At 44.7% G+C, this 13,791-nt stretch carries 13 protein-coding genes and 1 pseudogene; 2 read left to right on the top strand and 12 right to left on the bottom strand.

Annotated features, from left to right (window positions below):
- Positions 1 to 41 precede the first annotated feature (41 nt).
- From ACESPU_RS06060 to ACESPU_RS06095, 8 genes and pseudogenes are all read right to left on the bottom strand, one after another.
- A pseudogene (locus ACESPU_RS06060) lies at positions 42 to 125 on the bottom strand (ABC transporter ATP-binding protein); the annotation flags it as partial.
- Positions 126 to 324: 199 nt separating this feature from the next.
- The gene (locus tag ACESPU_RS06065) at positions 325 to 2,664 is read right to left on the bottom strand and encodes an ABC transporter permease (RefSeq protein ID WP_121962260.1); all 2,340 of its coding nucleotides are present in this window, start codon (positions 2,662 to 2,664) and stop codon (positions 325 to 327) included.
- Positions 2,665 to 2,688: 24 nt separating this feature from the next.
- Positions 2,689 to 5,013 carry an ABC transporter permease gene (locus ACESPU_RS06070; RefSeq protein ID WP_057325877.1) on the bottom strand — a complete coding sequence of 775 codons (2,325 nt, stop codon included), beginning with the start codon at positions 5,011 to 5,013 and terminating at the stop codon, positions 2,689 to 2,691.
- 95 nt (positions 5,014 to 5,108) lie between these two features.
- Complete coding sequence (locus ACESPU_RS06075; protein ID WP_005858035.1) at positions 5,109 to 5,789, bottom strand: ABC transporter ATP-binding protein; 681 nt, start codon at positions 5,787 to 5,789, stop codon at positions 5,109 to 5,111.
- Positions 5,790 to 6,034: 245 nt separating this feature from the next.
- The gene (locus ACESPU_RS06080) at positions 6,035 to 6,475 is read right to left on the bottom strand and encodes a DUF5024 domain-containing protein (RefSeq protein ID WP_057325878.1); all 441 of its coding nucleotides are present in this window, start codon (positions 6,473 to 6,475) and stop codon (positions 6,035 to 6,037) included.
- Between the two features lie 27 nt (positions 6,476 to 6,502).
- Positions 6,503 to 7,090 carry a hypothetical protein gene (locus ACESPU_RS06085; protein WP_373133209.1) on the bottom strand — a complete coding sequence of 196 codons (588 nt, stop codon included), beginning with the start codon at positions 7,088 to 7,090 and terminating at the stop codon, positions 6,503 to 6,505.
- Complete coding sequence (locus ACESPU_RS06090) at positions 7,087 to 7,587, bottom strand: RNA polymerase sigma factor (RefSeq protein ID WP_009274955.1); 501 nt, start codon at positions 7,585 to 7,587, stop codon at positions 7,087 to 7,089. The genes ACESPU_RS06085 and ACESPU_RS06090 overlap by 4 nt, the downstream gene beginning before the upstream one ends.
- Before the next feature lie 225 nt (positions 7,588 to 7,812).
- Positions 7,813 to 8,694 (bottom strand): hydroxypyruvate isomerase family protein, encoded by an 882-nt coding sequence (locus tag ACESPU_RS06095; RefSeq protein ID WP_122144118.1) that lies wholly within the window; start codon positions 8,692 to 8,694, stop codon positions 7,813 to 7,815.
- 114 nt (positions 8,695 to 8,808) lie between these two features.
- On the opposite strand from ACESPU_RS06095, the gene ACESPU_RS06100 reads away from it, so the two are divergent.
- Both ACESPU_RS06100 and ACESPU_RS06105 read left to right on the top strand, forming a co-directional pair.
- Positions 8,809 to 9,471 carry a DUF2490 domain-containing protein gene (locus ACESPU_RS06100; RefSeq protein WP_008774273.1) on the top strand — a complete coding sequence of 221 codons (663 nt, stop codon included), beginning with the start codon at positions 8,809 to 8,811 and terminating at the stop codon, positions 9,469 to 9,471.
- Positions 9,472 to 9,532: 61 nt separating this feature from the next.
- Positions 9,533 to 10,213 (top strand): queuosine precursor transporter, encoded by a 681-nt coding sequence (locus tag ACESPU_RS06105; protein ID WP_005858047.1) that lies wholly within the window; start codon positions 9,533 to 9,535, stop codon positions 10,211 to 10,213.
- A gap of 25 nt (positions 10,214 to 10,238) precedes the next feature.
- Here the strand turns inward: ACESPU_RS06105 and ACESPU_RS06110 are convergent, their stop codons facing one another.
- Genes ACESPU_RS06110 through ACESPU_RS06125 form a run of 4 tightly spaced genes read right to left on the bottom strand, consistent with a single transcriptional unit; the run spans position 10,239 to position 13,784 of the window.
- The gene (locus ACESPU_RS06110) at positions 10,239 to 10,853 is read right to left on the bottom strand and encodes an HAD family phosphatase (protein WP_005858049.1); all 615 of its coding nucleotides are present in this window, start codon (positions 10,851 to 10,853) and stop codon (positions 10,239 to 10,241) included.
- Position 10,854: 1 nt separating this feature from the next.
- Positions 10,855 to 12,192 (bottom strand): ABC transporter substrate-binding protein, encoded by a 1,338-nt coding sequence (locus ACESPU_RS06115; protein ID WP_122380352.1) that lies wholly within the window; start codon positions 12,190 to 12,192, stop codon positions 10,855 to 10,857.
- 6 nt (positions 12,193 to 12,198) lie between these two features.
- Complete coding sequence (locus tag ACESPU_RS06120) at positions 12,199 to 12,987, bottom strand: ABC transporter permease (RefSeq protein WP_005858053.1); 789 nt, start codon at positions 12,985 to 12,987, stop codon at positions 12,199 to 12,201.
- Positions 12,987 to 13,784 (bottom strand): ABC transporter permease, encoded by a 798-nt coding sequence (locus ACESPU_RS06125; protein WP_005858055.1) that lies wholly within the window; start codon positions 13,782 to 13,784, stop codon positions 12,987 to 12,989. Before ACESPU_RS06125 ends, ACESPU_RS06120 begins: the two co-directional genes overlap by 1 nt.
- Positions 13,785 to 13,791: the final 7 nt, after the last annotated feature.

Here is a 13,791-nt window from a genome sequence, read left to right on the forward strand (position 1 = left end):
AGTATTCCTTAAATAAGATGGCTGATATTCATTCGTTTCAAGATATTCAAAGAAACCTTGTTCAACGCAATTGTCTCAACCTCTTCCGTACGGAAAAACTTACTTAAACCTTCGATCTTAATCATGGCTGTATTTGTTTTAATTTATTATACTCAAATCCATCTAATAATATTCAAATAACGTGCCAAACCACATATTAAACTAATACTCAATAAATTAATTCTCGATTCATAAAACAGAAGTGTCCAATAATTGGACACCATTGTACAATTATTGGACACATGCTTTTCTATGAAAGCAGCAATATGATTCTACAAAAATCTTCTATTCATTCTTAATACTATGTACTGGATTCTCATTCGCCGCACGCCAGTTCTGGAAAGTGACAGTCAATATCGTGATAACCGCTATGATAGCAAAAGCGATCAAATACACCCACCAATACATAGGAGTCTTATAAGCGAAATTCTCAAGCCAGCGATGTACCACATAACCGGCGATAGGCGCCCCCAAAACAAAACAAACACATAAGATTCGTATGTATGTCTTGTTAAACATCACGATAATCTCTTCGGTAGTAGAGCCTAATACCTTACGGATACCGATCTCTTTCTTCCGGTACTCACTATCGAATACGACCAAACCGAATACCCCTACCACCGAGATAAAGATCGCGATTAAACTAAATAAGGTAATCAATGAACTGAGGCTTCTCTCTTTCTCATAAAGTCCGTTCAATACCTCATCGAAGAAACGGACATTAAACGGGTATTCCGGATCAAATGATTGAAGCGTAGTCTTGACATGTAGCATAGCTCCCCGTAAGTCAGAGCCGGCCTTTACCTTTATATAAGCGAAATTAGGTTGGTTTCCCCAATTCGTGCCCCATACGAAAAAGGCCATAGGCGTTACCTCCGTGCGGAAAGAGGCGAATTTAACATCCGGCATAAAACCGACAATCTCCATACTATCTATTAAAGATCCTATCTCCAGCCCATATTCCGTCCGGGCACGTTCGTTAAAGACAAACGTGCCATAACGTTTCGCCTTATCTTCCTCCCGGAAATCACGACCTTCCGATATTTTCACATTCATCACCTTCAAAAAAGAAGGTTCAACCGGTAGACATTGGAATTGTATATCCTTATCCCGGTATTTACGTCCCCATCCCATGTATTGGTCATGACTAGAGAGGAGCATCTCCGCATATGTAACCTCTTCGATACCGGAGAAAGATTTCACTTGGCTGGCGAAGGCATCCCGACTTTTCCGGATATTGTTATTCATATTCGTAATAATCACCTCATCCTTATCATAACCGAGAGGGGTGTTTTGCATATAATAATTCTGCAAATACATGAAAGTAGCACCGATTATCAGACCAAATGAAGCTACAAATTGTATACCGATCAGCACGTTACGTAATTGGCGACCTTTCGGGGATAGACCGAAACTTCCTTTCAATACCAAAGCCGGAGGGAAAGAGGTCATATAATAAGATGGATAGATACCAGAAAAAATACCAGTCGCTATAGCGATAAGGGCGGTTAACCATACTAGCCCCCAATGTGCCGACAACGTAATATCCGCATCAATCAAGGATGCGATACTTGTCTTTCCCGTCATATACACCAAGAGTAACCCTATAAAATAAGAGAAAACACTAATAAACATGGCCTCTAATATCAAAGCCAGACGAATCACAGACTCTTCGCCACCCAATACTTTCTGCGTATTAATGCTCTTGATACGCATTGGAGTAAGCGCCGTGCTAAAGTTTGTAAAATTGATGCCAGCGATCACCACGATCACGATAGCGATCGCAAACAACACCAACAAAGTTTGCTTACTGGATTTAGGAGTCGTATCATATTGGATACCCATTGTATAATGAACGTCAGGCAATGGGTTCAAACGAAGATGATACCCACCCCAATGTTCTTTCACGGGAGTAGGATCAAAATGAGCCGCAAAATTCTCGAACAGTCCTTCAGCGTTCTTTGGATCGTCTAACCGAACATAAAATTCATAATTCCAGTTTCCCCATTCTTGGATATTTTCCCTCGGATCCATCTTCTGGTAAATACAGTTTTGTACGGACGAATTACGGGGAAAATCTTTATATACGCCTCCAACCGTCAGCTTATCGCCATTCTCAAATACCAACTGTTTACCGACAGCCGATTGGTTTCCAAATAATTTATAAGCCATGCTTTGCGGTAACAAAACACTGGTCGGTTCTTCCAAGGCCGATTGATTCCCTTCTAAGAAATCAAAATCAAACACCTTTGTAAAATCTGGATAAACACTTACGTATTGTTCCTTGAAACTATTCCGCTCACCGTTCTCTTCCACAGAGAAAAATAATGCGCCACCCCATGGATTCACCAATGTCCCTGCGACAATATGTGGAGAGGATTGAATGAAAGCATCCGCCAATGGACGGCAAACAATCGCTTGTCCATCGCCATCGTTCTGTATTATTTCCACCCGGAATATTGATTCCGTATCTGTATACCCCCGGTCAAAATTCCGGTCATACTCGACTTGCATCATAATCAAGATGAAAGCGGCAAAAGCTATCGAAAGTCCTAATACATTTAATAGCATCGCCATCTTGAAACGGCGTAATACACTCAAGAGATTCCTCAAAATAGTCTTCATACGCAATTTATATTACCTGTTATATTATTCGTTCTTAATGCTACGGACCGGATTCTCATTGGCGATATTCCAAGATTTCAGGATCACGCATCCCCAAATGATCGCTAGAACCAGTAGAGCCGTAGATATGAAAATAAAAACAGTCAGCGGTATCTTATCCGCGAATTGCCTCAACCAGCTCTCTCCCACGACTCGTGAGGCTATCACTCCCAAAAGGATAGCCGGGAAAGCCGTGATCAAAACATCCTTAGATAAAAGACGTAAAATATTCGGGGCCGTCGCTCCATTCACCTTGCGAATCGCTATCTCCTTGCTCCTACGGTGCATCTCGTCCGTAATATACCCTAATAATCCCATTAAGGTGATCAGCAAGATAGCGATCGAGGCAACAAAGACGCCGTCACGGAAATGACGGGTTCCCTCATACTGAGACTCTATGATCGTTTTCAACACCGTAAAACCGACATCCTCATTCGGAAATAGTTCCGCGATCTTATCATTCATTTCCCGTAAATATTCCGGGGTTAGCTCGGAGACACGAACCGTAAAGTTACAATAACTCATCCGGTCACTACCAAACATGATGACCGGTAACTGGGGAGTGAAGAAGGAATTCACCATGAAATCACGGGTTACACCCACTATTTTTCCTTTTAAATTACCCTCATCATCATAAATATATTTACCGATCGCAGCATCCGTCCACCCACGTTTACTCACGAATGACTCATTCACTAAAATATCCCCGTCACCTTTTAGTGGTTGCCCCTCAAGCAAGGGGATTTTCATCAGAGAGAGATAATCGGCATCATAGTTTACCTGTCGGGCCGTGAACAGCCAGTTTTTCTCATTATCCAGAATAGGGAAACCACCATAACCACTTAGAATATCCATTGACGAAAGCCCCGTAGCCGTGACATAAGGTAACTTCTTGAACTCGGCGGTAAGTTTGGCCGCTTTCTGATCATCCATATTATTCAAGGGGGCATACACTATATTTTCCGGATCATATCCTAAATCATTATTCATTAGCCGATCATATTGCAATAACACGATCACCAATAATGTAATGACAAACGCAATTCCCCCAAACTGGATAAAGAGCAAACTCCGCTTCCATCCCTGCTTACCCGAAGTAGATACCCGGAATACTTGGGTAACCGGGATAACGCTGAACAAACGGGCCGGTAGCAAGGCGGACAAAATGAATATAGCCAAGATCATGATCGCAGGAAGCCATATAGTCTGCGCATTCAATAAAGTGCCCAAAGTAGGAACAGCCGCCATATCCGCAACATATTCCCGGAAAGCGAATAAAAGCAATGCCATACATACAAGAGCCACTACAAATAAAGCCGCCGTCTCAAACAAGAACATATTGAAAATGTCCTTGCTGGAAGCTCCATTACATTTGTGTACTCCTACGGATCTCGCCCGGATCGGCAGAGAAGATACCGAGTTCAAGATATAATTCATCGCCGCCACGAATAACAAAGCGAAAGCCAGTACGCTCATGATCACCACCATCCGCTTCACCTCGGTACTTTGCGTATATATCTCCGAGACCGGCTTGATATAAAGCTCCATATCAAAACCTTGTTTCCTCTCTCTTTCTACATCTATATATTTAGGCAATAAAGCCGGTATTTTCTGATTGATTTGTTCCGGGAACACACCCGGTTTCAGGCGGATATAGCCCAGATAACTATCGTCGGCACCCCAACCGGCATAGGCACCGAACTGGGTTTTCATATTAATGAAAGAAGCGACAGCGTCAAAACGTAAATGACTATTTTCCGGTATGTCACGGAATATCCCGGCCACCGTATAAGGATAGTTTTTTCCGTACAGCAGTTGTTTCCCGATCGGATCTTCCTTGCCAAATATACGTTCAGCCATTTTTTCCGATAAGAAAACTTGATCTTCGATTCCCAACAAACGGTCATCCCCTCTTAGCACCTTGATTCCCATCGTACGGAAAAAGAGGGAATCCGCCATCATCAAACGGGGCTTGAACCGATCCTCACCATGATACAATACGGCTCCGTATCTTCTCCGGCAAACCGTCGCATACTGTATCTCGGGGAACTCTTGCCGCAAAGCCTCCGGGATCGGGGCAAATAGGATACGAGACCCATCTTCCTCTCCCGTTTTATCATCATTGTATCGCACATGCACGCTATACAAATCTTCCACTTGGTCAAAGAATGTATCGAAGCTCAATTCAAAAGCGACCCTAGCGAACAGGATCAATCCCACTCCAAGTCCTAGTGTCAAGGACAGAACCTTGATCACATTTCCCCCTCGGCCTCGAAGTAAATAACGGATTGTATAATATAGCTGTCTCATCGATTTGTATTTAAGTTAAATTGAAAGCTAACCGACCTTCACAGGCCAATTAGCTTATAAAAAACTCTTGTGTGTATGTGTTTATGTCATGTTGACTAAATAAATTCACTAACGGAAGAAACAACGCTACCGTCGAATAAATTGATCACACGGTGGGCGAAACCCGCGTCGTGCTTGGAGTGCGTCACCATTACGATTGTCGTTCCCTCCTTATTCAGCTCGGTGAGCAGCTGCATAACCTCGGCACCGTTCTTGGAATCCAAGTTACCCGTTGGCTCATCGGCCAAGATTATCTTCGGGTTGGAAACTACCGCACGAGCGATCGCCACACGCTGCTGCTGACCTCCGGAGAGTTGCTGAGGGAAGTGAGCCGCACGGTGGCTGATATTCATCCGCTTCAAGATATCCGTTACCATCTGCTTACGCTCCGACGCCTTGATCTTTAGATAAGTCAACGGCAGCTCCACGTTCTCAAAAACGTTCAACTCGTCTATCAAGTTGAAGCTCTGGAACACGAAACCGATGTTTCCCTTACGGACCTGCGTACGCTCTTTCTCTTTCAAGTGTCCTACCTCTTGGTCGCCCAAGTAATAATTTCCCTCGGAAGGATTATCCAGCAAACCCAGAATATTCAACAACGTAGACTTACCGCAACCGGAAGGTCCCATGACAGCGACGAACTCGCCATCTTTTACCTCCAAAGAAACCTTATTCAACGCAATTGTCTCAACCTCTTCCGTACGGAAAAACTTACTTAAACCTTCGATCTTAATCATGACTGTATTTGTTTTAATTGTTATCTAACTATTTAATTTACCATATCTAATTCAAATAGTGTGCCAAACTAACTAAATATTTAATTCTCAAACAAGTACTATTTTACTTTCCAAAACAGACTGTCCAATTATTTGACAGTGGTGTACAAAATTTAGACACTACTATCCAATATCTCGACATAAAAAAACACCTCCCAGCTTCACAGATGAGAGGTGCTATTGTTGACTTATCTACATAGTAAAACCTACATGTCACTACTTGATCTTATCTCTATATCTTTTTCCTCCGGCATGTCGAAGTTCTCAATGACTGTCAAGAGAAGCTCCTCCTCATCAACATTTATAGAATAAGAAACTGTATTTTTACCCTTCGAAAAACGGATAAACCAACTAACCACCCCATCGTTCTCATTCTCGATCACTTGATAAGCCTCTTCCTTATCCCGCTCAAAAGCGGATTTAATTTCTTGTTGTAATGCGGCGTGGCCCTCCACGACGAAAGAAGAGACTATCTTATATACCTTTTTAGTTTTCGGATCTTTATTCGTTACTACGCTTTTATCGATCGTCTTATCCGCTTTACATTTCTGCACGACAGCCTCCAAATTCTTCTGTGCCCATAACTCTGTACTGAAACTTCCCACCAAAAGGCATAATGCCACCCAAAAACATTTACTTGCTTTCATAACTTCTTTTGTTTATTAGTTAATTTACTATTTATCCAATTCCAACATCTTATAAACCTCCTTACGTACCTGAGTATCCGGAATATTCCTCAGTAGAGTCTCCCGTTTCTTCTCGAATCGCTTATTCATCCTTTCCGGCAAATAAGCTATTTCATCCGCATTTCTTAAGAGCTGATCCGCATTCTTCTCCATCGCTTCCGCCGCTCGGGATATGACCTCCAATTCGGGTTGTATCTTCTTTATATCTGTCATTACGACACCATTGCGCACGATGTAGCTTCCCTCATAAGGGTTAAAAGAAGCATTTTGATTCATAAAGACCGTATTCACCAAAAACAACAAAAGAGAAGCCGCCACGCAAACTGCGATTGCCCATCCTATTTTTCGTTTATAAGAAATTTCCTTAGCGGGTAGCCTCAATTCCGGAGTCTCGCTAAAATCCAAGGCAATGCCACTCTCGAAATATCCGAATACCTCCCGATAACGTTCCAGATGGGCGGGAATATCCGGACGGGCGAAGAACTCATACAACACTCGCTCCTCCTCGTTCGAGGTCTGACCCTCGAAGAAGCGGTCTAATAAATCCTCTATAGACTTGTATTCCTCTGTTTTCATAACGTCTGCATTTTAAAGAATTGATCTCTCACCCGTTTACGGGCACGGGAAAGATTCATACGTACCGCCTCGGGGGTACTTCCGGTCAACCCGGCGATTTCCTCTACCTCGAAACCATCCACGTGTTTCATGCGAAGAATGGTCTGTTGAAGTCCCGGTAGTTTATTGATAAGCCGCATTACATGCTCCAAACTGTCTTTTTGTTCCAGCTGGGTATAAGGCGTGGAGGCATCGCAGATAAAGAATTGTTCGCCCGCCTCACCTTCCGTGCGTTCACGAACTTTCATCCGATTCAGGCAAAGGTGCTTTGTGATTTGTACGGACAAGGCCATTACATTATTATAATAGTCTAACTCGCCACGCATATACCACAGTTTCAAAAAGACTTCCTGCATGATATCCTCGGCATCCTCCGGGTTATCAAGCAGCCTTCTCGCGTAAAGGAATAGTTTCTCCCGCAAAGGCAATATCTCTTTTTTAAACTGTTCTTGTTCCATTCTATCTTAATGACAATCGAGAAAAGAAAACGTAACATGGCTGGAGAAAATAAATTCAAGGTCTTTGTCATTCTAGTATTATAGTCGTGCCACCCTTATGGCACGATAATGCCACGGCGATGGCACGATGATGCCATAGCGATGGCACAACGAAGCCACGCTGGTGGCACAGCCGTGCCACTATAACGGCACCGGCTTGGCACTGTAAGTTATTACTAAATAGCCCTATACATCACAGATACGGATACACTTCTCCAAGGAAGCGATCTTGTCTTCTTGGGCGGGGACGAACTCCTGCCCAACGAAGCCTTTATAGCCTGTCTCCATAAGAGCCTTGATGATAGCCGGATAATAAAGTTCCTGCGTCTCGTCGATTTCCGCACGTCCCGGGCTACCTCCGGTATGGACATGGGAGAAGTATTGATTATATTTCCGGATATTCTCGATGATATTCCCCTCCATGATCTGCATATGATAAATATCATATAGTAACTTAAAATTAGGGGAACCGATACGGCGACAAAGCTCCGCCCCCCAAACCGTATGATCGCACAGATAATCCTTATGGCCGACACTGTTCAAAAGCTCCATAGTCAAGACGACCTTATGTTTCTCCGCTAACGGGATAAGGCGCTTCAACCCCTTCTCGCAGTTCTCCCAGCCTTGCAAGTCCGTTACGCCATTACGTCTGCCGGAGAAGCAAATCAAGTTTGTCAATCCAGCGTCCGCCACCATCGGGATCACCTTCTCATAACTGGCGACCAACTCGTCATGCAAGGCCGGATCATTGAAACCTCGATCTATTCCAAGCCCGGCCCCTTGCGCCATCGCCACCGTCAAGCCATGTTTTTGTACGATCGGCCAATCTACCGGGTCCAGCAACTCAACGGATTCAATCCCTATATGCTTGCAGATCTCACAGAACTCGTCCAGCTTATAATCGCCGAAACACCATTTACTTACGGAATGGCGGACATTTCCTTTCAAGGTTTCCTTCACGTCTGTTTTCTTTTTCGCGGCGGCTGCCGCCTCAATACCTGTAGTCGCCAAAGCCACGCCTCCAGCTAAAAATGTCTTGATAGCCGTTCTTCTTGATATGTTTTCCATGTATTCGAATTTGATAGTTAATAGGAGACAAATATAAGAAAAATCGGATATAATATCCTGAGGCGTTGGTATTACATCCAAAAACACTACTTTTGCATACGGAAGTCACTCTACATGAAAAACACATCATATACAAAACGATCTATTTATCTGATCCTATTTTTTATAATAGGATGTACTTCATCCCTATACGGAATGGAAGGCGCAGGTGTGTATTTCAAGGCGAGCCTATGCGGAAAAATCTATAAGCATTTATCCTTTCTTGTAGAAGAGGACATCCGTCCGAGAGATGACTTTAAGGAAGCGGAATGGTTCCTCACCACCGTTGAGGTAAACTACAAGTTTAATAAATATCTTCTGGCAGGAAGCGGATATATGTCTCTAGCACGATACAAGGCATCCGACGAGTTGCGAAACCGATATTATCTCTATGCTACGGGGACTTATTCGGCCGGACGTTTTACCCTCTCTGTCCGGGAACGTTTTCAAAGTACCTATAAGGTTCACGCCGAACATCCCAAGAATTATCTGCGTTCGATGCTGACCCTCTCCTATAAGATCGGCAAGAGTGGTTTCTGTCCTTTTGCCTACACCGAGGTCTTCAATGATACGCGAAATAAGATGCGGTCCGATAAGATCCGTTTCTCCACAGGAAGTAATTACCAACTAAACCCGAACAATAACCTCCAACTCTATTATCGCTACCATATATTTAATGTAGACGATCCCGTGAATTACCGCCATGCGATCGGTATCTGCTATACCCATCGTTTTTAATGAGAATTTTCGTACCTTCGCGTCCCGAGTGCTTGATAAACCTCGTTAAAAACAAGAAGACATGCAAAAAACAGTTACAGTACCTTTCATGCTGCTAGGTATACTTTTTAATATATGCCTTGTAGCGTCCAATCTTTTAGAGACAAAAGTAGTGCAAGTAGGCGGTATAACGGCTACCGCAGGTTTGATCGTATTCCCGATCTCGTATATCATCAATGATTGTATAGCGGAAGTGTGGGGATTCAAGAAGGCACGGCTAATTATCTGGAGTGGCTTCGCCTCTAATTTCCTAGTGATCGCTTTTGCGCAATTGGCGGTATTATTACCGGCCGCCCCTTTCTGGGAGGGGGAGGAAGGTTTCAATTTCGTCTTCGGGATGGCCCCACGTATAGCGGTCGCCAGCTTGATAGCGTTTTTGGCCGGTTCTTTCCTGAACGCCTATGTGATGAGCAAAATGAAAATCGCCTCCAACGGAAAGAATTTCTCGTTACGAGCGATCGTGTCTACCCTTATCGGTGAGAGCGCCGATTCCCTGATCTTTTTTCCGATCGCCTTCGCAGGATTGATCCCGGCCGGAGAATTGCTTATCATGATCGGGACGCAGGCGGTACTTAAATCCTTGTACGAGGTTATCATCCTTCCCGTCACCATCCGTGTCGTAAAGTACATCAAGAAAGTAGACGGGAATGATGTGTATGATCTTGGTACCTCGTATAATATCCTAAAGGTTAAAGACATTTAGGCCGGGACCAAACAATGACTGGCCTTCATTTGAATAGATGCGACCAATCCTCCCTTTGCTGCGGCATATAGGACTTCATTCCCAATAATTCAGCCGCCCGGCAATTCACGGAAGCGTCATCAATCAGCATAGTCTCCTCGGCTAAAAGATTCGAGTCCTTCAGTACGTACTCAAAAATATCCGCGTTCGGCTTCAGCATATGCAATTCGTAAGAGAGGTAAATCTTATGGAAGAAATCTTGGGCACAAAGACCTTGATAAGAGAAATAGGTATCTTCGGACCATTTCCAATGAAGCTCGTTCGTATTGCTCAGAAGCATCGTATTATAGCGTTCACGAAGCTCCAATAGCAGACGCAACTTATTTTCCGGGACGTCTCCCAACATGGCGATCCATGCCGTGTCGATTTGTTCGTCCGTCAGGGGCTTTCCCGATAAGGCACGAATATCATCGCGAAACTGTTCCACCGAAATCGTTCCCAACTCTAATCGCTCAAACAAGTCCTTATGTTGATAGTTATTCGTGATCTGTTCCCGGATATTCTCCACGCCCAGATTCTCGAAAGCCTCGATACAACGGTTGCGAGTCAAGTTAATAAGCACACCGCCCAAGTCTATAATCAAGTTCTTTATGCCTTCCATATCATTTCTTTTTATACCAGCTACGACGTCTACGATGTCGTCTTTTCTGTTGATAACGATTGATCCGCTTGTAAACGACCCAGACAAACAACAAGCCGAAAACAGCGAATATCAATATAACAATCCAAGAGTTAAGATTGTCACCTTTTACCCGGCTCCACATTTCCAGAACCACCTCCGTCTCGTTCCCGAAATCACGGATCATGGCACAACGTTCCACGACCTTCCGGTCCGGATATTGAGCCGGGTCTATCTGGACACGCTCCGCTCCCGGTCCGAAGAAATAACTTACGTCCGAGAACTCGGTCTGCGTCGTATCGATCTTTTCCGCCAATATTTCCGGGGTGGCCACGGTGCTGACATATCCGGTCACTTCCATATTACGGCAGACGATGTCCGGACGGCATAGATAGTCCATAAAATAACTGGCCGCCTTCACGTTGCGAGCGTATTTAGGGATCGCCCAACCATCGTACCAGATATTACTACCCTCCAAAGGAACCTCATACCCCAGATCTACGCCTACGGCACTCGCCTCTTCCATGGCCCAGACCGCGTCGCCGCTCCAAGTGAAATTCAGCCACGCCTTTCCTTTCGTCATCATCTCCTTACCGAAATCGGCCTCCCAACCGGCGATATTCGGTTTCATTTTCTTTAAGTATTCCTCGGCGATAGCGATCATTTCCGGGGAGCTATCGTTCATCAATTGCTCCACCGTGATCGTACCATTCGCCAATTCCCTCGCATGGGCGTATATGATAGCGGTTCCATAAGCGTCACGATAACTATCCTTCATCAAGATCTTATTCCTGAAACGAGGGTCCCAAAGGCATTTCCACGACATTACCTCGTCCCTCGAGACATCGGCTTTATTATACAACAGGCCGGCGGTTCCCCACATATAAGGAACCACGTAGTCGGTAGTCTTACGGCCCGGCTGACTTAACTTATTCAGTTCCTCTTGGATATAGGGAGAGACATTGTCGATATAATCCGGTGTCTTCCCGAAATTACGGTCGATCGGTAGCAAGAGATTTTTCCGCAGCATGCGCTCAAGGATATACTCCGAAGGGCAAATCAAGTCGAAATCCTCATGTCCCCGCTCGATCTTGGTCAACATGATCTCGTTGATATCAAAGACCTGATAGATAATCCGGACTTCCTCACCCGTCTGTTCCTTATACCATTTCGGGAAATCCGTCAGGACGTCCTCGTCGATATAATCTCCCCAGTTATAAATCTTCAAGATCTTGCTTCTCTCCTCGTCCGAGCGCCCGCAAGAAGTGAACAGCCCCATAAGCAGGGCCAAAACAGACAGAATCGATATAAATTTCTTCATTTTCATTTACGCTCGCTTCGCTTTCTCAGCACGTTTATTTATAACAATCAACAATACTAACACGGTTACGAATATAATCGTTGAGAGGGGACGCAGTTCCGGGGTCAAACCTCCTTTCCGGGCATCCGCGTAGATAAAGGTGGAAAGGGTTTCCAAGCCCTCATTACCAATCGTAAATATGGTCACGGCGAAATCGTCGATAGATAGCGTGAAGGCAAGGATAAAGCCACTGATCATACCCGGACGGATTTCCGGGAAGATCACCTTCCGCAAGGCCTGAAACGGAGTCGCCCCCAAATCCAACGCCGCCTCGTAGATATTCTGGTTCATTTGTTTCAAGCGGGGCATGACGCTTAATACCACATACGGCGTACAGAACGTGATATGCGCCAGCACGACCGTCGTCAAACCTTGAGAGATCCCTAAGCTGACAAACAACAGGAACAAGGAAATACCGGTAATGATATCCGGATTCAACATCGGGATGTTATTGACAAAACTCACGGCATTGCGGGCCCTTGCCTTCAAATTAAAGATCCCGATAGCGGCTACGCTCCCCAACAAGGTAGATACCGTAGCGGCTATCATGGCGATAGCGAACGTATTCCAAAGTGCGCTGACCAACGAATGTTGTACGTTGCCGGCAAAAAGAGAGCTATATAATTTCGTGGAGAACCCGGTCCAGTTACCCAGTACTTTCGCCTCCGTAAATGAGAAGATCATGATAATCAAGATCGGCGAGTAGAGCAATAATAACAAAGCCCATAGATATCCCTTAGCTAAATATTTCACCATCAGATAAGCCCTCCCTCATTCGCCGAATCACTGCTCTCATTGCTGAACAATCCCGTGATTCCGATTAATAACAACATGATAAGAGAAAGCGCCGCCCCGTAGTTCCACATACCGTTATTGATATTCTCCTGTATGGTCGTACCGAAGAGCTTGATATTGTTCATCGTCAACAATTCGGCGATGGCAAACGTAGAGATGGTCGGCATAAACACCATCATGATACCGCTCATCACTCCCGGCATCGATAGTGGGAATACGGCCTTGATAAATACCTGCGACGGATTCGCCCCCAAGTCTTGCGCCGCCTCTATCAAGCTGTGATCCATTTTCTGGAGCGTATTATAAATCGGGTAGATCATAAAGGGCAGGAAGTTGTACACCATGCCAAAGATCAAGGCCCCCTCTCCCAGCGGGAAATTCAAGAAATCGAACAAAGCCACGGTAGCCAACGTACGGATCAAGATATTGACCCACATCGGAAGGATAAACAAAACGACCATCGTACGGGAAGTATTAAATCGGGCTTGGCTCAATATCCAAGCGGCCGGATATCCCAGCAGCAGACAAAGAATGGTCGTTATCAAAGCGATCCCGACTGAATACACGAAGGTGTTTATCGCCTCGGGATGGATCATAAACTTACGGAAATTGGCGAAGGTAAACATCCCTTCGTCATTCGTAAAGGCGTAATACACGATCAAGAGGAGCGGTATCACGACAAAGATGGCCAAGAACAGGACATAAGGAATGGTCCAGTTCCTTCGTCTCATAAAAAATGCAGAAAACGTATTGATCACTTCCTTC

The sequence above is a fragment of the Parabacteroides sp. 20_3 genome (genome assembly GCF_964238835.1).
Taxonomy (GTDB): domain Bacteria; phylum Bacteroidota; class Bacteroidia; order Bacteroidales; family Tannerellaceae; genus Parabacteroides; species Parabacteroides distasonis.